Source organism: Pseudonocardia hierapolitana, from assembly GCF_007994075.1.
Taxonomy (GTDB): Bacteria; Actinomycetota; Actinomycetes; order Mycobacteriales; family Pseudonocardiaceae; genus Pseudonocardia; species Pseudonocardia hierapolitana.
In genome coordinates this window covers 1,100,888-1,120,595 of sequence record NZ_VIWU01000001.1, presented here as the reverse complement: position 1 = coordinate 1,120,595, position 19,708 = coordinate 1,100,888, and the positions used below count along the sequence as shown (strand labels likewise).

The 19,708-nt window shown below is 73.5% G+C and carries 18 protein-coding genes; 15 read left to right on the top strand and 3 right to left on the bottom strand.

The features are described from left to right. The first annotated feature begins 14 nt into the window (after positions 1-14). From FHX44_RS05425 to FHX44_RS05390, 8 genes are read left to right on the top strand one after another with little or no spacing between them, the layout of a single operon-like run. The gene (locus FHX44_RS05425; RefSeq protein ID WP_147254455.1) at positions 15-827 is read left to right on the top strand and encodes an ABC transporter ATP-binding protein; all 813 of its coding nucleotides are present in this window, start codon (positions 15-17) and stop codon (positions 825-827) included. Then, positions 824-1,969 carry a M24 family metallopeptidase gene (locus tag FHX44_RS05420; RefSeq protein ID WP_147254454.1) on the top strand — a complete coding sequence of 382 codons (1,146 nt, stop codon included), beginning with the start codon at positions 824-826 and terminating at the stop codon, positions 1,967-1,969. The genes FHX44_RS05425 and FHX44_RS05420 overlap by 4 nt, the downstream gene beginning before the upstream one ends. Continuing rightward, positions 1,966-2,973, top strand: coding sequence for an aminopeptidase P family N-terminal domain-containing protein (locus FHX44_RS05415; protein ID WP_147254453.1), 1,008 nt, complete (start codon positions 1,966-1,968; stop codon positions 2,971-2,973). The genes FHX44_RS05420 and FHX44_RS05415 overlap by 4 nt, the downstream gene beginning before the upstream one ends. Beyond that, positions 2,970-4,049 (top strand): ornithine cyclodeaminase family protein, encoded by a 1,080-nt coding sequence (locus tag FHX44_RS05410; protein WP_147254452.1) that lies wholly within the window; start codon positions 2,970-2,972, stop codon positions 4,047-4,049. The genes FHX44_RS05415 and FHX44_RS05410 overlap by 4 nt, the downstream gene beginning before the upstream one ends. Next, a complete protein-coding gene (locus FHX44_RS05405; RefSeq protein ID WP_246170221.1) occupies positions 4,046-4,573 on the top strand; it encodes a LeuD/DmdB family oxidoreductase small subunit in 528 nt (175 codons plus the stop codon). Before FHX44_RS05410 ends, FHX44_RS05405 begins: the two co-directional genes overlap by 4 nt. Further along, the gene (locus FHX44_RS05400) at positions 4,566-5,828 is read left to right on the top strand and encodes an aconitase/3-isopropylmalate dehydratase large subunit family protein (protein ID WP_147254451.1); all 1,263 of its coding nucleotides are present in this window, start codon (positions 4,566-4,568) and stop codon (positions 5,826-5,828) included. Before FHX44_RS05405 ends, FHX44_RS05400 begins: the two co-directional genes overlap by 8 nt. Positions 5,829-5,830: 2 nt before the next feature. Next, complete coding sequence (locus tag FHX44_RS05395) at positions 5,831-7,078, top strand: 3-isopropylmalate dehydratase large subunit (protein ID WP_246170906.1); 1,248 nt, start codon at positions 5,831-5,833, stop codon at positions 7,076-7,078. After that, entirely contained in the window at positions 7,075-7,599 is a 525-nt protein-coding gene (locus FHX44_RS05390; protein ID WP_147254449.1) for a LeuD/DmdB family oxidoreductase small subunit, read from the top strand. The genes FHX44_RS05395 and FHX44_RS05390 overlap by 4 nt, the downstream gene beginning before the upstream one ends. Before the next feature lie 51 nt (positions 7,600-7,650). Here the strand turns inward: FHX44_RS05390 and FHX44_RS05385 are convergent, their stop codons facing one another. After that, positions 7,651-9,102, bottom strand: coding sequence for a PucR family transcriptional regulator (locus tag FHX44_RS05385; RefSeq protein ID WP_147254448.1), 1,452 nt, complete (start codon positions 9,100-9,102; stop codon positions 7,651-7,653). Positions 9,103-9,207: 105 nt separating this feature from the next. On the opposite strand from FHX44_RS05385, the gene gabT reads away from it, so the two are divergent. Together gabT and FHX44_RS05375 are read left to right on the top strand one after the other, a co-directional pair. Continuing rightward, on the top strand, positions 9,208-10,590 hold the full coding sequence (gene gabT / locus FHX44_RS05380) for a 4-aminobutyrate--2-oxoglutarate transaminase (RefSeq protein WP_147254447.1): 1,383 nt from the start codon (positions 9,208-9,210) through the stop codon (positions 10,588-10,590). Next, positions 10,587-12,005: an NAD-dependent succinate-semialdehyde dehydrogenase gene (locus tag FHX44_RS05375; RefSeq protein WP_147254446.1), complete on the top strand. Its 1,419-nt coding sequence runs from the start codon at positions 10,587-10,589 to the stop codon at positions 12,003-12,005. Before gabT ends, FHX44_RS05375 begins: the two co-directional genes overlap by 4 nt. A gap of 43 nt (positions 12,006-12,048) precedes the next feature. Here the strand turns inward: FHX44_RS05375 and FHX44_RS05370 are convergent, their stop codons facing one another. Together FHX44_RS05370 and FHX44_RS05365 are read right to left on the bottom strand one after the other, a co-directional pair. Then, positions 12,049-12,765 carry a sulfite exporter TauE/SafE family protein gene (locus FHX44_RS05370; protein WP_147254445.1) on the bottom strand — a complete coding sequence of 239 codons (717 nt, stop codon included), beginning with the start codon at positions 12,763-12,765 and terminating at the stop codon, positions 12,049-12,051. Between the two features lie 12 nt (positions 12,766-12,777). Then, complete coding sequence (locus tag FHX44_RS05365; protein ID WP_147254444.1) at positions 12,778-13,650, bottom strand: aldolase; 873 nt, start codon at positions 13,648-13,650, stop codon at positions 12,778-12,780. Between the two features lie 100 nt (positions 13,651-13,750). On the opposite strand from FHX44_RS05365, the gene FHX44_RS05360 reads away from it, so the two are divergent. Genes FHX44_RS05360 through FHX44_RS05340 form a run of 5 tightly spaced genes read left to right on the top strand, consistent with a single transcriptional unit; the run spans position 13,751 to position 19,703 of the window. Next, positions 13,751-14,536, top strand: a complete 786-nt coding sequence (locus FHX44_RS05360; RefSeq protein ID WP_246170905.1) for a DeoR/GlpR family DNA-binding transcription regulator — start codon at positions 13,751-13,753, stop codon at positions 14,534-14,536. Positions 14,537-14,591: 55 nt separating this feature from the next. Next, a complete protein-coding gene (locus FHX44_RS05355; RefSeq protein WP_147254442.1) occupies positions 14,592-15,773 on the top strand; it encodes a mandelate racemase/muconate lactonizing enzyme family protein in 1,182 nt (393 codons plus the stop codon). Continuing rightward, entirely contained in the window at positions 15,770-17,251 is a 1,482-nt protein-coding gene (locus FHX44_RS05350) for an aldehyde dehydrogenase family protein (RefSeq protein ID WP_170308785.1), read from the top strand. The genes FHX44_RS05355 and FHX44_RS05350 overlap by 4 nt, the downstream gene beginning before the upstream one ends. Continuing rightward, positions 17,251-18,411, top strand: a complete 1,161-nt coding sequence (locus tag FHX44_RS05345) for a 6-phosphofructokinase (protein ID WP_147254440.1) — start codon at positions 17,251-17,253, stop codon at positions 18,409-18,411. The genes FHX44_RS05350 and FHX44_RS05345 overlap by 1 nt, the downstream gene beginning before the upstream one ends. Beyond that, positions 18,408-19,703: an ABC transporter substrate-binding protein gene (locus tag FHX44_RS05340; protein WP_147254439.1), complete on the top strand. Its 1,296-nt coding sequence runs from the start codon at positions 18,408-18,410 to the stop codon at positions 19,701-19,703. Before FHX44_RS05345 ends, FHX44_RS05340 begins: the two co-directional genes overlap by 4 nt. Positions 19,704-19,708 lie beyond the last annotated feature (5 nt).

Genomic DNA, 19,708 nt, shown 5'->3' with positions numbered 1-19,708 from the left:
AAGGAGCAGGCGACGTGGCCGAGCCCTACCTCGTCATCGACAACGTCCGCAAGCAGTTCCCGCGGCGCGGGGAGCCGCCGCTCACCGTGATCGACGGGCTGAACGTGGCAGTGGAGCACGGCTCCCTGCTGTCCATCCTCGGCCCGTCGGGCTGCGGGAAGTCCACCCTCCTCAACATGATCAACGGTCTCGACGACGTCACGTCGGGTCGCATCATGATCAACGGGCACACCGTGAGCGTCCGGTCGCGGTCGGCCGTGCGCATCGGCGTGGTGTTCCAGGAGCCACGGCTGCTGCCGTGGCGCACCGTCCGCGACAACGTGCGGCTGCCGTTGGACGAGCTCGACGTCCCCCGCGCGGAGGCCGACCGGCGCGTGCAGCGCTACCTCGACCTCGTCGGCCTCGGCGAGTTCGGTGACTACTACCCGCTGCGCCTGTCGGGCGGGATGCAACAGCGCGTCGCGCTCGCTCGCGGCCTCGCGATCGAGCCGGACCTCCTGCTCGCCGACGAGCCGTTCTCCGCGCTCGACGAGATCACCGCCCGCAAACTGCGCCAGGAGTTCACCGACATCTGGCGCGCGACCGGCCGCACCGTCCTGTTCGTCACCCACAACATCCGCGAGGCGGTGTTCCTGTCCACGCGCATGCTCGTCGTCACCGCGCGGCCGTGCACCACGCACATGGACATCGCGATCGACGTCCCGTACCCGCGGGTGCCGGAGGACGACCGCCTCTTCGAGATCGAGAAGCAGGTCACCCGCGACTTCATCCGCATGGAGGACGCCGCGAGCGCCGACCGGACAGCAGAGAGGACAGCAGCGGTATGACATCCGACCTTGCGGATCACGCCGAGCACGACCTGCGCTACTCCCGCATACGTGCCGCGATGGCCGACCACGGCATCGATGTCCTGCTCGCCTACGGGCCGGGGTGGCGGCGGGAGAACATCCGCTACCTGACGGACGCGCGCGTCACGGGCAGCGCCGCGCTCGTGCTGCTCCCCGCGACGGGCGAGCCCGTCGCGTTCTCCACGCGGCTCGCCGACCTCGGTGTGATCGCGCAGCGCGGCTGGGTCACCGACGTGGCCCGGCTCGACATCGCGGGCGCCGCGGCACTGGTCGAGCGGCTGCGTGACCTCGCGCCGTCCCGCGTCGGCGTCGCGCACCGCGAGCTGCTGCCCCAGGCGCTGGCCGACGCGGTGACGGCGGCGGTGCCGGCCGCGGAGGTCGTGTCCGCCACTGCGCTGCTCGACGACGCGCGGATGGTGAAGAGCGACTGGGAGCTCGCCCAGATGCGCCGGGCCGCGACCGTGTGCGCTGCGGGCTGGCGGAAGTTCGTCGACGTGCTGGAACCGGGGCTCCCGGAGTACCGGATCGTCGCCGAGGTCGAGGCCGAGCTGAAGCGGCTCGGCGCCGAGGACAACTTCATGCTCATCGCCTCCGGCGGCGACGAGGTCACGGGCATGACGCCGCCCGGGCCGCGCCTGCTGGAGGACGGCGACATGGTGCGCACCGAGCTGACGCCGCAGATGAACGGCTACTGGCTGCAGATCTGCCGCTCCGCCGTGGTCGGGCGGGCGAGCGACGCGCAGCGGCGCTCGTTCGACCTGTTCAACGAGGCGGTCGAGGCGGGGCTGTCGGTGGTGCGACCCGGGGTCACCGCACACGAGGTCGCGGTGGCGGAGAACGACGTTTTCCGCAAGTACGGCTACGGCGAGTACTGCGGCGCCAGGTACACGCGGGTGCGCGGCCACGGGCACGGCTTGCACCTGGACGAGACGCCGATCATCGAGGGCAACCACACGGTGCTCCCGGAGCGGTCGGTGTTCATCGTCCACCCGAACACGTTCACGCCGATCGCGGGCTACCACGTACTCGGCGACCCGGTCGTCGTCACGGCAACCGGCTACGAGGTCCTGATCGAGACCGAGCGCGTCCTGTTCGAGACGCCGCAGGGGGTGGCCGCATGAAACGCGGACTGGTGGTGCTCGACCCGGCCGAGGTGCCGGAGCAGGAGCGGGCCGAGCGGGTGCTGCGGCTGCAGCGGCGGCTCGCGGACGAGGGCATCACGATCGCCCTCGACTACGCCGACGTGCACCGCTCCGACGACCTCGCCTACCTGACGAACCTGTGCCTGTACTGGAACGAGGGCATCCTGGCCGTCCCGGTCGTGGGCGAGCCCGCGTTCCTCATGAAGCTCTCGCCGCGGGTGCACCCGTGGATGCGCCGTTCCTCCACGTTGACCGACCTGCGCAGCGGCAAGGGGTTCACCGCACTGGTCGAGGGGCTGCTGGCCGGTGTCGAGCCGGGCGTGCTCGGGCTGGTCGACGCCCCGCTGTGGCCGGCCACGGCGATCGAGGAGGTGCGGGCGGCGGCGCCCGGCTGGGAGATCCGCCCGCTCGGCGGGCTGGTCCGCGAGCAGCGGCTGGTGCCGTCGGCGGCGGAGCGGGCGCTGCTGCGTGAGGCGCAGGCGCACCTGGAGGCCGCGCTCACGGACGCGGCAGCTGCTGCCGGGGGGACGCGGATCGCCCTCGTCGAGCGTGCGTTGCGCGGGGCGGGCTTCACCGACGTGTTGGCCGAGGTCGTCCGCGGCCCGGACGGGGTGGCCGCGCTCGACGTCACCGGGCAGTACCGGTTCTGCTGGGTGCGGAGCGCCCGGCTGGTCGACGGGGCGAGCGAGCCGTGGGCCGGCGATCTCGGTCGCGCGCTGGCCGCTGCCGTCGCCGCCGTCGCGCCCGGGGTGGCACCCGGCGTCCCCGTGGCCGCGGCGGAACAGGTCCTGACCGGGTTGCCGGCGGACGTGATCGCCTCGGCGACGGTCGTGCACCAGGCCGACCTCTCGACCGGCGGCGACTACGCCGACCCCGCCGAGCGGCTCCCGATCGGCGCCGTGGTCGTGGTCGGCGTCGAGGTGCTCTTCCCCGACGGCGGCAGGGTCGCCGTCACCGAGACGGTGCCCGTGGAGGCCCCATGAGGATCCTGTCCAACGCCGACGTCGAACAGGTGCTCACCCCTGGCGAGTGCCTGTCGGCCCTGGAGACCGCTTACGTCGAGCTCGCGCAGGGCAAGGGTGCCAACCGCCCGCGCAACCACACCTACTTCCCGGTGGAGGACGAGCGGTACCCGGGCTTCCGGTTCCGGTTCAAGTCGCAGGAGGGCGGCACGGTCGGCAGCGGGGTGTGGGCGCTGCGGATCACCTCCGACATCGCCGGCGTCGAGACGCTCGCGAACGGCGTGCAGCGCCGGCGGCTGATCCCGGCCGCGCCGGGCGGGCGCTACGTCGGGCTCGTGACGCTCTACAGCCTCACGACCCTGCAGCCGCTCGCGGTCCTGCACGACTCGGTGATCCAGAAGATGCGGGTCGGCGCCACATCGGCGCTCGGCATCCGCGAGCTCGCACCCACCGGCGTCGCGGTTGCCGGGATGTTCGGCTCGGGCTGGCAGGCCGAGGCGCACCTGGAGTGCCTGCTCATGGTGCGCCCGGAGATCGAGGAGGTGCGGGTCTACAGCCCGACGCCGGCCAACCGCGAGAAGTTCGCGGCCACGTGGAGCGAGCGCACCGGCAAGCGGATCGTCGCCGTCGACGACCCACGCGGGGCCGTCGAGGGTTGCCGGATCGTCACGTGCGCCACCGCGGCCATGGACCCGTGCTTCGACGGCGCCTGGCTCGAACCCGGCAGCCACGTCACCGCGATCACCTCGCCGGACGGCACGGCGACCCGCCGCGAGCTGGACGACGCGACGTTCGACAAGGCCGACCGGGTCGTCGTGCTGTCGCGCGAGCAGGTGCACCACGACAAGCAGTACGACATCCTCGGTCCGGTCGAGCGCGGCCGGATGGGCTGGGACGACATCCACGAGCTGGGCGACGTTCTCGCGGGCACGCGGCCGGGCCGGGCCGACGACGGCGAGACGACGATCTTCGCCAACAACACCGGCATGGGCCTGCAGTTCGCGGCGGTCTGCGCGCGGGCGCTCGCCCTCGCCGAGGAGCGCGGGCTGGGGCACGAGGTGCCGACCGACTGGTTCCTCGAGGAGACGAGCCCGTGACGAGCACCAGCACGCTGGGCGGCAAGGCGATCGTCTTCGGTGACGACGTCAACACCGACGTGATCATCCCTGGCCGCTACCTGGTGAGCATCGACCCGGCAGAGCTGGCCGAGCACGCGTTCGAGCCGCTCGGCCCGGAGGTCCAGCAGCGGCTGCGGCAGAGCGCCGTGGTGGTGGCCGGGCGCAACTTCGGCTGCGGCAGCGCCCGCGAGCAGGCGTCGACGTGCCTGATCGGGGCCGGGATAGGTGCGGTGGTCGCGAAGTCGTTCTCGCGGGTGTTCTTCCGCAACGCGATCAACACCGGGCTCGTGGCGGTGGAGTGCCCGGACGCCGTGGACGCGGTCGAGGACGGCGGTGAGGTGCTCGTCGACTACGCAGCGGGGACGGTGACGGTCGGATCGGACGTGTTCGCGTTCGCGCCGTACCCACCCGGGTTGACCGTGATCCTCGAGGCGGGCGGGCTCATCCCGTATCTCATGAGCCAGGCAGCGCTAGCACAACGTGGGGCAGGACAACGTGGGTAGGACGTTCGCGCAGAAGGCCCTGGAGCGGGCGTCGGGGGAGAAGGACCTGGCCCCGGGCCAGATCGTGGATGCGTTCCCCGACCTGTACATGAGCCACACCGCGAGCTGGCGCTGCATCCGCACGCTCGAGCGGATGGGTTGGCCGGACCTCTACGACGTCGACCGGATCGCGATGGTCATGGACCACATCGCCCCGGCCGACAACGCGAAGACGGCTGGCTACCACGCGCTGTGCCGGGACTTCGCGCAGCGCAGCGGGGTGAGGAGGTTCTTCGACGTCAACGCGGGGATCGCGCACGTCGTGCTGATGGAGCGCGGCCTCGTGAAGCCGGGCGAGGTGATCATCGGCACCGACTCGCACTCCACGATCTACGGGGCGCTCGGCGCCTTTGGCACGGGCGTCGGGTTCAGCGAGATCACCGCCACCTGGGTCACGGGCAAGCTCTGGATGAAGGTGCCGGAGTCGATCCGGGTGGAGGTGGACGGGCCGCTCGCGCGCGGGACGTACGCCAAGGACGTCATGCTGCGGCTGATCGGCGACATCGGCGCGGACGGCGCCACGTACTGCTCGGTGGAGTTCCACGGCAGCTACGTCGAGGCGATGTCGGTGTCGGAGCGGATGACGCTGTGCAACCTCGCGATGGAGATGGGCGCCAAGAACGCGTTCGTTCCGCCGGACGCCACGACGCTGGCCTACCTCGACGAGGCGGGCGCGGACCGCGGCTCCTACGAGGTGCTCCTGCCTGACCCGGACGCGGAGTACCGCCAGGTGGAGCGGGTGGACGGACGCTCGCTCGTGGCGCAGGTGGCCGTGCCGCACACCGTCGACAACGTGGTGCCGGTGACCGACGTGGCCGGCACGAAGGTCGACCAGGTGTTCATCGGCTCGTGCGCCAACGCCAAGTACGACGACCTCGCGATCGCGGCCGGCGTGCTCGCCGGGAAGACGGTGGCGCCGGGCGTGCGGCTGATCGTCACGCCGGCATCGAGCCGGATCATGGCGAAGGCCGCGAGCGACGGGATCGTCTCCACGCTGCTCGCCGCGGGCGCGACGATCACCAACCCGGGCTGCGGGGCGTGCGCGGGCGTCGGCGGCGCGATGGCCGACGGGGAGGTCACGTTCTCCACGGCCAACCGCAACTTCCAGGGCCGGATGGGCAGCTACGACAGCAGCATCTACCTGGGCAGCCCGGCCACGGCGGCGGCGACGGCCGTGCGTGGCGTGATCAGCGACCCGAAGGAGCTGCTCACGTGAACATGGTGGAGAAGATCCTCGCGCGGGCGAGCGGACGCCGGTCGGTGCAGCCCGGCGACGTCGTGGTCGCCGAGGTCGACCTGCTGATCATGCACGACCTGAGCGGCTACCTGACCTCGCGTGTGTTCGACGAGCAGGTAGGTGGGGAGGTCCGGCACCCGGAGCGGGTGGCGATGGTGTTCGACCACCACTTCTCCCCGCCCACGGAGGACGCGGCGGCGATGTTGGAGGCCAACCGGGCGTGGGCCCGCCGCACCGGCGTCCACCTCCTGGACTGCGGCAACGGCAACATCCACCACGCCGTGGTGCAGCGCGGGCTGGTACGGCCGGGCGCGATCGTGGTGGGCTCGGACAGCCATACACCCGTGCACGGGACGCTGGGTGCGCTCGCCGTCGCACTGGGGAACGACTCGCACGCCGGCACCGTGCTGCCGTACGGCAAGGCGTGGTTCCGGGTCCCGGAGACGGTGCGCGTCGAGCTGGTCGGCACGCCGCCGCCCGGCACGACGGCCCGGGACGTCGCGCTGTGGCTGGTCGGGCGGATCGGGGAGGGCGGGCTGATCTACGCGGCGGTCGAGTTCGCCGGCCCGTACGTCAAGGAGCTGGGGTTCTGGGACCGTTGGCTCTTCCCGCTGCTGTGCGTCGACCTGGGCGCGAAGTGCAGCTTCGTGGAGCCGGACGAGGTCACGGAGGCCTTCGTCGCGGGCCTGCCCGCCGGGGCGCCGGACCGGCTCGAACGCGGCGACGGCGGCGAGGCGTCCACCGTGCTGCGGTTCGACGTCGGGGAGGTGGCGCCGCAAGTGGCGTGCCCACCGACGGTCGGCAACCTCGCCGACGTGCCAGCCGTGGCCGGGAGGCCGGTGCAGTGGGCCGAGCTCGGCGGGCACGCGGGCGGACGGCTGGAGGACTTCCGCGCTGCCGCCGCGGTGCTGCGCGGGCGGCGGGTGCACGCGGGTGTCCGGTTCAACCTCGTGCCGTCCAGCCGCGAGGTGTTCACGCAGGCCCTCCAGGAGGGGCTGGTGCTCGCCCTGCACGAGGCCGGGGCGACGTGGTTCCCGCCGAGCACGGGCTCCAACCAGGCCTACAACATGGGCGCGATGGCGCCGGGGGAGTCGATGATCTCCACGCACGCCCGCAACTTCCCGGGCCGCAACGGGAGTCCCGACGCGAGCATGTACCTGGCCGCCGCGCCGACGGTGGCGGCGTCCGCGGTCACCGGCACGATCACCGACGCCCGGGAGCTGAGATGAAGGCGCTGAGAACGACGACGCGGGGCCGCTGCTGGACGTTCGGCGACAACATCCCCACCGACCGGCTCGTGAAGACCAAGTACGTGGTGGAGCCGATGGAGGTGATCGTCCAGCACGTGCTGGAGGACCTGAACCCGCGCTTCCCCCTCGATGTGGCGCCTGGGGACGTCGTCGTCGCCGGCAAGCACTTCGGGCAGTCGTCGGGGCGGGCGATCGCGGTGAAGGCGCTGCGCGCCACCGGCGTCGGCTGCGTGGTCGCCGAGACGTTCGCCCGCACCTTCTACCGCAATGCGTTCGAGGTGGGGCTCCCGGTCCTGGAGCTGCCCGGAGTCACGGACCTCGTGTCCGACGGCGATGTGCTGATCGTCGACGTCGCAGGCGGGCTGTTCCGCAACGAGACGACGGGCGTGGAGCGTGCGGTGCCGCGGCCGGACGCGTTCCTGCTGGACATGCTCGAGGCCGGCGGGCTGATCGCGCTCGCGAGGTCCCGCCCGGAGCTGTTCGAGGACCAGCGCCGCTGACCGCTGACCGCCCGGGGCGGCCGACCTCCACGCCGCGACTCGACCGGGATGTCAGGCGCCGCCGGCGATCTCCAGCGCGATCCAGAGATCGGCCCGGCCGGCGGCGGTGTCGACGCTTCGTCCGGTCAGCGCCTCGATCCGCGCGATCCGCTTCCGCAGCGTGTTGCGGTGGACCCCGAGCGCGTCGGCGGTGGGCTGCCAGCGGCCCAGATGGATGAGGTAGGCACGCAGGGTGCGGCGCAGCTCCGGCTCGTCGGCGAGGCCGCGGAGTATCTCGGCGGCGAGGATGTGCGCCGCCTCGTCGGACAGTCCGGCCCGGACGGCACCGCGGAAGCGCTCGTCCCAGCGGACCACGGGGTCGCGGTCGCTCGTGGCGGTGAGCGCGGTCGCGGCGGCCGCGGCGCTCGTCCCGGCCTGGTCGACGGGGACGACGGTGCCGACACCGATCCGGCAGCCGAGGTCGGCGAGCAGGCGTTCGACCTCCTCGGCGTGACGTGGGCCGAGCACGATGGCGAGCCGGCCGTCGACGGCGTTCGTCGTGAGGGCCGCCGGGTGGGTGCGCGCGATCTGCTCCCGGGCCGCGGCCGGCACGTTCTCCGCCCGGAGCACCTGGACGGTCGCCGGCACGTCGGGTCGGTCCGCCAGCAATGCGGCGACGCTGCGTGCCGCGTCGGGTGCACCGTCGAGCAGCAGCCGTGCGGCGCAGTCGCGCAGGCGCAGATCCGCATCGGCCGCTGCGCGGGACCGTTCGGCGTCCAGGGTGAGCAGTGCGACGGCGGTCGTGAGTGCGGCTCGCAGGACGCTGTCCGGGGGCGTTCGGGCGGCGAGCACGAGGTAGGCGTGCGGTACGTCGGTCCCGATGGGCTGGACGACGGTCGTGCCGCTGCTGTCCACCTCGGTCACGGCTGCGCGGCGTCGCGACCCCCGCAGCGCGAGCAGCGCACGTCGGGCCGCGTCGCCGAGCTGGAACGTGGTGGGAGCGATCGCGGTTCCGTCCGGCGTGACGAGGCCCGCCGCGCTGTGGCCGGCGCGGGCCAGGATGGCGAGGACCCGCTGGATGCCGTCCGGCCGCGAGATCGCACGCGTGAGCTCCCGTTGCACGGCGAGGGCGGTGACCGTCGATGCGCGCTCCTCCTCGGCGATGAGGTGCGCGACGGCCTTGCTGATCGCGATGAACGGCGTGGACTCGGGCACGACGAGCAGTGCGAGGTCGGCGGCGGTCGCGGCGGCGACGAGGTCGGCGGGCACGTCGGAGTGGCTGAGGCCGATGCCGAACCCGAGCCCGATCACCCCGGCGCCGGCGAGCCGGCGCGTGTAACCAGTCCAGCCCTCGGCGTGGTCGACGAGCCCGGTCGTGAGCAGGAGCTCGCCGCCTTCCAGGTAGGGCGTCGGATCAGCGAGCTCGCTGGTGGCGACCCAGCGCACGGGCTGGTCCGACCGTCCGGTGCCCACTGCTCGGAGACCGAGGGCCGGCATCCGGAGGAGATCGGCGAGGATCGGCATGCGCGCAGGTTTGCACACTTTGTGCCGCAGAGTGTCAGGTCTGCACTCTTCCCGATGACGTTCTGCGTTCCTACCGTCGGCGCTGGTCACCGAGAGGAGCACGTCATGAGCGCGCCAACCGCCGTCCTCGATGTTGGGGGCGGGCCCGGCCTGCCGCAGCGCCGTGAGCTTCGGACGCCGGTGCCGGGTCCGCGCTCTCTCGAGCTGCAGCGCCGCCGCGCCGCGGTCGTCTCGGCCGGGCTGTCCTCGACCATGCCGGTCTACGCGGCGGCGGCCGGTGGCGGGGTGCTCGTCGACGTCGACGGGAACTCGTTCATCGATCTCGGCTCCGGCATCGCCGTCACGACCGCAGGCAACTCGGCACCGCGGGTGGTGGAGGACACCGCGGCGCAGCTCACCCGGTTCACCCACACCTGCGCCATGATCACGCCCTACGAGGGCTACGTGCGGGTCGCGGAAGAGCTCGCGGCGATCGTCCCCGGCGACCACGCGGTCAAGACCGCGCTCTTCAACACGGGCTCGGAGGCGGTCGAGAACGCGGTGAAGATCGCCCGGTACGCCACGGGGCGGACGGCGGTCGCCGTGGTCGACCACGCCTACCACGGCCGGACCAACCTCACGATGGCGATGACCGCCAAGGCCGTCCCGTACAAGGACGGCTTCGGTCCCTTCGCCCCGGAGGTCTACCGGGCCCCGACCTCGTACCCGTTCCGGGACGGGACGGACCTCGACGGGGCGCCGATCAACGGGCCGGCGGCCGCGGCCAGGGCGATCGCCCACCTCGAACGCGCCGTCGGCGCCTCGCGGCTCGCGGCCCTCGTCATCGAGCCGATCCAGGGCGAGGGAGGGTTCATCGTCCCGGCACCGGGGTTCCTGCCCGCGCTGGCGGCGTGGTGCCGCGAGCACGGGATCGTCCTCGTGGCCGACGAGGTCCAGTCCGGGATCGCGCGGACGGGCGCCTGGTTCGCCTGCGATCACGACGGTGTCGTCCCCGACCTGGTCACCACGGCCAAGGGGCTCGGCGGCGGGCTCCCGATCGCGGCCGTCTCGGGACGTGCCGATCTGATGGATGCCGTGCACCCGGGTGGCCTCGGTGGCACCTACGGCGGCAACCCGGTCGCCTGCGCCGCCGCCCTCGCCACGTTGCGCACCATCCGGGAGGAGAACCTGCTCGATCGCGCCGTCGAGATCGAGACCCTGGCGCTCGGCAGGCTGCGCGAGCTGCAGCGCACCGACCCGCGGATCGGTGACGTGCGCGGGCGAGGAGCGATGATCGGCATCGAGTTCGTCCGGCCCGGCAGCCACGAGCCGGACGCCGACCTCGCCAAGCGGGTCGCCACCGCAGCACACGAGGCCGGCGTGATCGTGCTGACCTGCGGCACCTTCGGCAACGTCGTTCGACTGCTGCCCCCACTCGTCATCCCGAACGACCTGTTGTCGGAGGGACTCGACGTCCTCGCCGACGCACTCTCCGGCGGTGCGCGATGACGGCTCCGCACTCCGTGGTCGATCCTCGACCCGCTGGCGAGCGCGAGTTCGAGGTGCTCGACCCGGCCACCGGCACGGTCATCTCCACTGTCCCGGACGCCGACGCCGCAGCCGGCCGCCACGCCGCCGACACCGCGGCAGCCGCCTTCCCGGGCTGGGCCGCCACAGCCCCCCGGCGGCGGTCCGAGGTGCTCGCCGGCACCCACCGCCTGATGGTCGAGCGCACCGAAGAACTCGCCCGGCTCATCTCCCGCGAGTCGGGCAAGGCGCAGGCCGACGCGCGCGCCGAGGTCGCCTACGCCGCCGAGTTTTTCCGCTGGTTCGCCGAGGAGGCGGTGCGGCCCGACGGCCGCTTCGGCACGGCCCCCGACGGCCGCAGCCGCACCCTCGTGGCTGCGCAACCGGTCGGCGTCGCCGCACTGGTCACGCCCTGGAACTTCCCGGCGGCCATGGTCACCCGCAAGGTGGCACCGGCGCTGGCAGCCGGGTGCACCGCGGTGCTCAAGCCGGCGGCCGAGACCCCGCTGACCGCGCTCGCGATCGCCGACATCCTCCGCGAGGCGGGCGCGCCCGCCGGCGCGCTGACCGTGGTGCCGACGACCCGGCCGGGGGACGTCGTCCAGGCGCTGCTCGAGCACGACGCCGTCCGGAAGCTGTCGTTCACCGGTTCCACCGCCGTCGGCCGTCTCCTGCTCCGGCAGGCCGCGAACCGCGTCGTGAACTGCTCGATGGAGCTCGGTGGGAACGCGCCGTTCATCGTGTGCGCCGACGCCGATCTCGACGCGGCGGTCGAGGGCGCCGTGGTCGCCAAGCTGCGCAACGCGGGCCAGGCCTGCACCGCCGCGAACCGGTTCCTCGTACACGAGGCGGTCGCGGACGAGTTCATCGCCGCGCTGGCAGAGGCGTTCGCCGCCCGCACGGTCGGCCCGCCATCCGACCCCGGCACCGACATCGGGCCCCTGATCGACGCGCGGGCAGTCCGCAGGATCCGTGCTCTGGTCGACGACGCAGTGGGCCGCGGGGCCTCGCTCGCGCACGCCCCGGCCGCCGTCCCCGAGACCGGATCATTCCTCGCCCCGCTGGTGGTCCGGGACGTCCCGCGGGACGCCGACCTCGCCACCACGGAGATATTCGGCCCCATCGCCCCGGTCCTCACCTGGCGCGACCTCGACGACGTGATCGCCAGCGCGAACGCCACCGAGTACGGCCTCGCCGGCTACGTCTTCTCGCGGGACACCGCCCGGGCCGTGGCGATCGGCCGCTCCCTCGACTGCGGGATGGTCGGTGTCAACCGCGGCATCGTGTCCGACCCCGCAGCGCCCTTCGGCGGGATGAAGCAGAGCGGCCTCGGCCGAGAGGGCGCGCAGGACGGGATCCGCGCGTTCCAGGAGACCCAGTTCCTGTCCGTGGCCTGACTCCTGCCGGACGCGTGGGTCACGCGCGTCCGCGGCGCCGCCGTCACCAGGTGAGAACGCCCTTGGCCACCGATACGAGACCGCCGGTGACGGCCAGCGCCAGCACGAGGATCCGGCCGGCCCGCTCGCTGACGAGCCTGCTGGTCCACCGGCCGACGAGCGTGCCGGCGAGGACGGCGGCGACGCAGCTGAGGACGAGCCTCCCGGGCAGGTGCGCGTCGTGCTTCGCGACGAGCGACAGCGCGTTGGTGACGATGCTGACCACCTGCACGGTGGGAACGAAGCTGGTGCGCGGGTGCCGCGTGCTCGCGCCGTAGACGGCCAGTGCCGGCCCCCCGACGCCGGCGGTGACGTTGCTGAACCCCGAGGCGAAGCCCGCCGCGACGCTCCCGGTCGGCCGGGCGAGCCCGGGGATGCGGCCCCCTGCGGCGACGAGGACGGCCGCCCCGGTGGCGATCCCGCCGACGACGACGAGCAGCGCGGGGTCGGGCAGGGCCCGGGCGAGCGCTGCGCCGGGCGCGATGGCCAGGGAGACACCCACGCTGAGCATCGCCGCCCTGCGCAGGTCGACCGCCCGCCAGGTGGCGGCCAGTACGAGGCAGGCCGTGACGAGCGACAGCAGGTTCGCCAGGGCGACGCCCTCGTAGGGGCTCAGCACGAGGACGAGGAAGGGTCCCGACACGAGGGCGAACCCGAGCCCGGTGCTGCGTTGCAGCGTCGCCCCGGTGACGACGGCGGCGACCGCCAGGGCCAGCTCCACGGGTGGTGCCGGTCAGCGACCGACGGTCTCGTCCACGACCCGGACGAGGCGCTGCAGGGCCGGCACGGCGACCCGTTCGAGGTCCTCCTCGAGCCGGGGACTGCCGACGACGGACGCCCAGACCGCGCGCCCGGCGAGGAACCCCGATGCGCCGGCCTCGCAGGCGAGCCGCACGGCGTCGGGGAAGCGGTCGGCCGCAACGCCGGAGGAGAGCACCACCCAGGCGCCGTCGACGAGGTCGTCGATGCGTCGGCAGCCCTCCCGGACCTCGAGGTCGCCGCCCTTGCCGTGGGTGGGGACCTCCGTCTTGTAGACGTCGGCCCCCAGGGCGCCGAGCTCCCGCGCGGCGGCGAGGATGCCGGCATCGGCGTCGAAATCGCCGCCGGCGAGGGGTGCACGGGACACCGGCTCGATGATGCTGACCAGGTCGCGGCGGCGGCAGCGGGCGACGAACTCCTCGACCATCGCCACGCGGCGGTCGCGGTCGCCATCAGGGCGCCAGACGACGAGGAGCTTCAGCGCGACGGCTCCCTGGCGGGCGAGCGCGTCGAGGTCGAGGGACTCGTCGATGACGGCGTCGCGGACGAACTCGGTCTCGCCCGGGACGAAGTGGTCGGCCGCCGCGATGAGCGCGCACGCCGGATCGACGGCATCCGCTGCCAGGACGGCTTCCCAACCGAACTGGGGGTCGACGAGGACGGCCGACGCGTGCGGGGTGAGCGCTCGGGTGGCGGCGACCTTGAAGGCGGTGACGTCTTCGTCGGGCACGGGAGCGCCGGTCCGCTCGGCGATCATCGCGCGCAGTGCCTCCCGCTGGTCAACAGCCAGCATGGCGAGGCCGCCGGACGGGCGGGCGAGGCGCTTCAGGGCGGGGCGAGCGGTCATGGCGGGCTCTCCACACAGTTACGGCACGAATGGATGGTTGTTAGAAAACTACCATCCAGTGTGTGATCTGTGGCCTGGCTACCATCGTGCCGTGACCGACATGACGAGCCCGGCGCTGCGCTACGACGCCGCGCCGCGCCGCCGCGAGGCCATCCTGGAGCGGCTGCGCGCGAGCGGGCACGTCTCGGTCTCCGAGGTGAGCCAGGCGCTCGGGGTGTCGGAGATGACGGTCCGTCGCGACCTGCGCCGGCTGGCGGCGACCGGCGAGGCGGCGCTCGTGCACGGCGGCGCGAGCCTGCCTGCCGGGTCGCACGGCCGGCCTGTCTTCGTGGCGAGGGCGCTGGTCAACGCCGAGGGCAAGCGCCGGATCGGCGCTGCGGCCGCGGAGATGGTCGCGGCCGACGACACGGTCGGCATCGACTCTGGGACCACCGCGGTGGAGGTGGCGCACGCGCTGCCGGAGGACTTCGCGGGCGGCGTGGTCACGAACTCGGTCCCGGTACTGGCGGCCATGGTCGCCCGCCGCAACACCCGCGTCATCGGCATCGGCGGCGAGATGTCGCACGACAACCACGCCCTCATCGGGCCCAGTGCTGCCCGGTTCGTACGCGACCTGCGCCTGCGCCTGCTCGTCCTCGGCGCGACCAGCATCGACGCCCGCGGCGTCTACGTCCGCTCCGAGCTCGAGCTCGGCGTCAAGCAGGCGCTGCTCGATTCCGCGGAGGACGTCGTGCTGGTCTGCGACGCCTCCAAGGAGGGCGCCCCCGGCACCGTCCGCGTCTGCGGCCTCGAGCGCATCGACACCGTGGTGACCGACGCTCCGCTGAGCGCCGCGCTCACCCGTCGCCTGCACGAGGCGGGCACCCGGGTCGTCGTCGCCCGCTGAGCCGGACCTCCCGGTCCCCTTGACATCATCGGCGAGCCCACCCAGACTGCATGCAATGTTCACTTCCGAACAATTGCTGAGGGCGCCGGGTGCGAGGCCCCAGACGCCCCCGCTGCCGGCGTCGCCCGTCGCCGCCGTCCGGCTGCGGGTGTTCCGCAGCCCGGTCCTCGACGGGGTGGCGATGTCCTTCGGTCCCATGGGCCATCGCGTGATGGCGGTGGTCGAGGTGCAGCTCGCAGACGGCAGCCGCGGCGTCGGCGAGACGTGGGTGAACTACCCGTCATGGGCCTGGCGCGAGCGGGCGGCCACCGTCGTGGAGGGGATCGCGCCACTCCTCGTGGGCCGCACCCCCGCGACGCCGGTCGAGGCGCACGAGCTGCTCATGGCCGCCCTGCGGCCGTTGGGTCGGCAGTGGGGTGCGCCGGGCCCGGTGCACCAGGCCGTCAGCGGCCTCGACACCGCCTTGTGGGATCTGGCCGCCCGGCACGCGGGCATGCCGCTCGCCGTCCTGCTGGCCGGGCCAGGACGGCCGCGTGAGCTGCCCGTCTACGCCTCCAGCCTCGGCCCGGACGACGTCGCCGCCACCGCGGAGCGTTGCGCGGTGGCCGGACACACGGCGGTGAAGGTCAAGCTCGGCTTCGGGCGCGACCGGGACCTGGACAACGTCCGCACGGCCCGCTGCGTCCTCGGCGACGGCGTCCGGCTCTACGGCGACGTGAACCAGGCCTGGTCGCTCGACGAGGCCCTCGCCATCGTCCCCGCGCTGCGGGACGAGGGCGTCGAGTGGCTGGAGGAACCGCTGGCCGGCGACGACCCCGGCGAGCTCGCGACGCTGCGCCGCCGGGGCGGGCTCGCGCTGGCCACCGGCGAGAACCTCTACGGTGCCTCCGCGTTCGCGCCCTACCTGGAGCAGGGATCCGTGGACATCGTCCAGCCCGACCTGTCGAAGGTCGGCGGCCCGACCGAGTACCTGAAGGTCGCCGCGCTCGCCGCGCCGACGGGCACGACGGTCAACCCGCACCTCTACAACGGCGCCGTCGCCACCGCCGCCACCCTGCAGGTCGCCGCCGCCGTCGCGGCGACCACGGCGGTGGAGTGGGACGTCCGCGGCAACCGGCTGCGCGAGGCCGTCGACCACCTGCTGACCGACCACGGGACCGTCCGCGTCCCCGACCGTCCCGGACTCGGCGTCGACTTCGACCTCGACGCCATCGCCGACCTGGAGGAAGCCCTGTGACCGCCGTGGTGAGCAGCACCGACGCGATCGTCGAGAAGGTCCTGGCGGACTCGACGTCGGTCGTCGTCGCGGGCCGTCGCCGCGCGACGTCGTCGCGTCGGGCCCTCGTCGCGCCGGTCGACGGCCGGCCTTGGACCGAGGTGGCGATCGGCGGGCGGCAGGACGCCCACGACGCCGCCGAGGCCGCCGCCCGGGCACTGCCGGACTGGTCCGCCACGCCCGCCGTCGAGCGCGCCGCCGCACTGCGCGCCGTCGCCGACGAGCTCGACGCCGCGTCCGCAACCGACGGCTGGCCCACGCTCGTCACCCGCGAGACCGGCAAGCGGCTCGCCGAGGCCCGTGCCGAGCTGGGGCTGTCGGCCGTCTACTTCCGCGTCATGGCCGATCTCCTCGACGAGCAGCAGGAGCGGGTCCTGCGCGCCGTCCCCGGGGCCGTGCACCACGTCGAGCCGCGCCCGCTCGGCGTGGCGGCGGTGTTGACGCCGTGGAACTTCCCGGTGTCCATCCCCGCCCGCAAGATCGCCCCGGCGCTCGCCGCGGGGTGCCCGGTGCTCTTCAAGCCGTCCGAGGTGGCACCGCTGTCGTCGATGGTCCTCGCCGCCCTGCTCGACCGGCACGTGCCGGCGGGCACGGTGAACACGGTGCTCGGCGAGCCTGCCGACGTCGTGGACCCGTGGCTCGCCCACCCGGACGTGCAGGTCGTCTCCTTCACCGGCTCCACCTGGGTCGGTCGGCTCGTCGCCGCCGCGGCGGCACCCCGCTTCCTGCGCACCGTGCTCGAGCTCGGCGGCTGCGCGCCCTTCATCGTGCTCCCCGACGCCGACGTCGAGCACGCGGTGCAGACGCTGCTGGTCGCGAAGTACCGCAACAACGGCCAGTCCTGCATCGCCGCGAACCAGGTGTTCGTCGCCCGCGAGGTGGCCGAGACGTTCGTCGACGCGTTCGTCGCCGCGACCGAGCGGCTCGTCGTCGGCGACCCGCTCGACGCCGCCACCGACGTCGGGCCGCTCGCCCCCGCGGGCGACCCCGCGCGGCTGGCCGCGCTCGTCGACGACGCCGTCGCCGCCGGGGCGCGCGTGGCCGGCACCCGGGCGTCCGCGCCCGAGAACGGCCACTGGTTCGCCCCGACGGTCGTCGTCGACGTCCCCGCCTCCGCGGCGGCGTCCCGTGACGAGGTGTTCGGGCCCCTCGCGGCCGTGAGCACCTACGACGATCTCGACGAGGCCGTCGCGCAGCACCGGGCCACCGGCTACGGGCTGGCCGGCTACGTCTGCGGCACCGACGTCGAGGCCGCGCGGGACGTCTCCCGGCGGCTGCGCGCGGGGATCGTCGGCATCAACACCGGCACGCCCAACTACCCGGGGGCGCCTTTCGGTGGGCTCGGGCTCTCCGGCACCGGCTACGAGGGCGGCCCGCAGGGCCTCGAAGCGTTCCAGGCGTGGCGCACCACCGCGGTCGTCGGTGCGGCGGTGTCGTGATGCGGCTCGTCATCGGGCAGACCGGCGCTCCGACGGCGGTCGTCAACCGCAGCGTCGCCGGCTTCCTCTCCCGAGCCGCGGGGCACGAGGTGCTCCTCGCCCGAGGAGGTCCGGACGCCCTGGTACGCGCGGCGCTCGATCCGCTGCCGCCCGGCGGGATGCCGGCGGACGAGGTCGAGCGCGGAGGCTCATGGCTCGGTGGAGGACGCCGGGCGACGACGCCCGAGGACGTCGACGTCATCGTCTCCGGCCTCGCCGAGCGCGGGGTCGAGGGGCTCTGCCTCATCGGCGGCAACGGCACCATGGCGCTGCTCGACGCCGTCGCCCGGCGGGCCGCCGAGCGCGGGCTGCCACTGCGCACCGCAGGCGTGCCGAAGACGATCGACAACGACCTCGACGGCGTCGACCACGCCCCGGGCTACGCGTCCGCGGCCCGGTACGTGTCGACGGTCGTGCAGGACATCGCCCGCGACCACCGCGCGATGGCGACGATCGAGCCGGTCCGGATCGTGGAGACGATGGGCCGGGCCACCGGATGGCTCGCGCTCGCCGCCACGCTGCCCGTCCCGGGTGACGACGAGCACGTCGTGCACCGCGTGCACCTGCCCGAGCTCGGCTTCGACGTCGAGGAGTTCCTCGCCGACGTCGCAGGCCTCGTGGCGGGGCGGGGCCGCGCGCTCGTCGTCGTGAGCGAGGGCACGGCCGCCGACCTCACCGCCGCGCCCGTCCACGCGGCCAACCACACCACGTTGCTGGTCGGCGGGGTCGCCCGCCGCCTCGCCGAGCTCGTCACCACCCGGCTCGGCCTGCCCGCCCGCGGCGAGGTGCTCGGTGTGGCGCAGCGCTGCGCGTCGCACCTGGTCAGCGCGAGCGACGCCGCCGAGGCGGTGGAGGTGGGCCGGCTGGCGGCCCGCACGCTGCTCGACCGGTCCGCGCCGACGGCGACGATGGTCGGCCTGCAGCGCCGGCCCGGGCCCGGCTACCGCGCGCACCACCCGCTCGTCCCGCTCGCCGATGTGGCGTCGCGGGTCCGCACCGTTCCGGAGCGCTGGAGGCACCGCGACCCGGCCGACCTCGGGGACTTCCACACCTGGCTCGCGCCCCTCGTCACCACCCCCCAGGCAGCCTGCACTGCCGCAACCGCCCTGGAGGCGATATGAGAACCCGGACACGCATCCTCGGCGGTGTCCTCGCCGCCGCCGCTCTGGCCCTACCCGCGTGCGGCAACCCCACCGACGCCGCCTCCGGTGGCGGCAACGCGATCAACCTGGTGATGTCGAACCACCCGTGGCAGCGCGGGATCGAGCCGCTCATCGACCGGTTCGAGCAGGAGTCCGGCATCACGGTGAACGTGCAGACCTTCGCCGAGCAGCAGACGCGCGACAAGATCCAGCTCAACCTGCAGTCCCGCAGCGCGGCGATGGACGTCTACATGACCCTGCCGTCGCGCGAGGGCCCGGTCTTCGCGTCGTCCGGCTACTACGAGCCCCTCGACGACCACCTCGCGAAGGCGCCCGCGGAGTACGAGGCCGCCGACTTCAGCCGCGGCGCCATCGAGGGCATGAAGGTCGACGGCACCACGTACGCGCTGCCCATCAACGTCGAGGGCCCGGTCCTGTACTACCGGACGGACCTGTTCGAGCAGTGGGGTCTCACCCCGCCGAAGACGGTGGACGAGCTCATGGCCACGGCGGCGGCCGTCAAGAGCCGCACCGCGGACGTCACGCCCATCACGCTGCGCGGCTCCTCCGCGGCGCTGCCGTTCACCTTCGGTCCCTTCTTCCACGGCGCAGGCCTGGAATGGACCGACGAGCAGGGGTTGCCGACCTTCGACGACCCGCGGGCCGCCGAGGCGATCGACCAGTACGCCACCCTGGCCCGCGAGTACGGCCCGCCCGGTGTCATCAACTACTCCTTCACCGAGTCCTCCACGCTCTTCGCGCAGGGCAAGGCCGCGATGGAGCTGGAGTCCAGCAACGAGCTCAACAGCGTCATCGACCCGGGCAGCTCCACGGTCGCCGAGCACGTCGGCGTCGCCGGAGTCCCGGCCGGCAGCGCAGGCCCGGCACCCACCGTGCTGTCCTGGGGCATCGCGATGTCGCCGTTCTCGCAGAACAAGGACGCCGCGTGGCGGTTCATGCAGTGGGCCACCAGCCCCGAGACGCAGCTGGAGCTGGCGAAGGCCGACATCGCGCCGCCGCGGAAGTCCGTCGCCGAGGACCCGGCCTACACCGACGCGCGCAACACCCCGACGCACCAGCAGTGGCGCGCCGCCGTGGCCGACCTGCAGGAGAACGGCAACGTCGAGGTGGGGCCCGTCGGCGCCAACGCCCCGGCCATGCGCAAGACCATCGGCGATGCCGTCGGCAAGGCCATCCTCGGGGAGGCGACCCCGGAGCAGGCCGCCGCGGAGATCCAGACCGGCCTGGCGTCCCAGCTGGCGGGCGGATGACCGCC

Excerpts from the sequence above, each read along its gene's own strand:
- FHX44_RS05410 (WP_147254452.1), top strand. The coding sequence starts at position 2,970 with ATGAGGATCCTGTCCAACGCCGACGTCGAACAGGTGCTCACCCCTGGC.
- FHX44_RS05415 (WP_147254453.1), top strand. The coding sequence starts at position 1,966 with ATGAAACGCGGACTGGTGGTGCTCGACCCGGCCGAGGTGCCGGAGCAG.
- FHX44_RS05395 (WP_246170906.1), top strand. The coding sequence starts at position 5,831 with ATGGTGGAGAAGATCCTCGCGCGGGCGAGCGGACGCCGGTCGGTGCAG.
- FHX44_RS05390 (WP_147254449.1), top strand. The coding sequence starts at position 7,075 with ATGAAGGCGCTGAGAACGACGACGCGGGGCCGCTGCTGGACGTTCGGC.
- FHX44_RS05360 (WP_246170905.1), top strand. The coding sequence starts at position 13,751 with ATGACGAGCCCGGCGCTGCGCTACGACGCCGCGCCGCGCCGCCGCGAG.
- FHX44_RS05365 (WP_147254444.1), bottom strand. The coding sequence starts at position 13,650 with ATGACCGCTCGCCCCGCCCTGAAGCGCCTCGCCCGCCCGTCCGGCGGC.
- FHX44_RS05345 (WP_147254440.1), top strand. The coding sequence starts at position 17,251 with ATGCGGCTCGTCATCGGGCAGACCGGCGCTCCGACGGCGGTCGTCAAC.
- gabT (WP_147254447.1), top strand. The coding sequence starts at position 9,208 with ATGAGCGCGCCAACCGCCGTCCTCGATGTTGGGGGCGGGCCCGGCCTG.
- FHX44_RS05420 (WP_147254454.1), top strand. The coding sequence starts at position 824 with ATGACATCCGACCTTGCGGATCACGCCGAGCACGACCTGCGCTACTCC.
- FHX44_RS05385 (WP_147254448.1), bottom strand. The coding sequence starts at position 9,102 with ATGCCGATCCTCGCCGATCTCCTCCGGATGCCGGCCCTCGGTCTCCGA.
- FHX44_RS05375 (WP_147254446.1), top strand. The coding sequence starts at position 10,587 with ATGACGGCTCCGCACTCCGTGGTCGATCCTCGACCCGCTGGCGAGCGC.
- FHX44_RS05355 (WP_147254442.1), top strand. The coding sequence starts at position 14,592 with ATGTTCACTTCCGAACAATTGCTGAGGGCGCCGGGTGCGAGGCCCCAG.
- FHX44_RS05340 (WP_147254439.1), top strand. The coding sequence starts at position 18,408 with ATGAGAACCCGGACACGCATCCTCGGCGGTGTCCTCGCCGCCGCCGCT.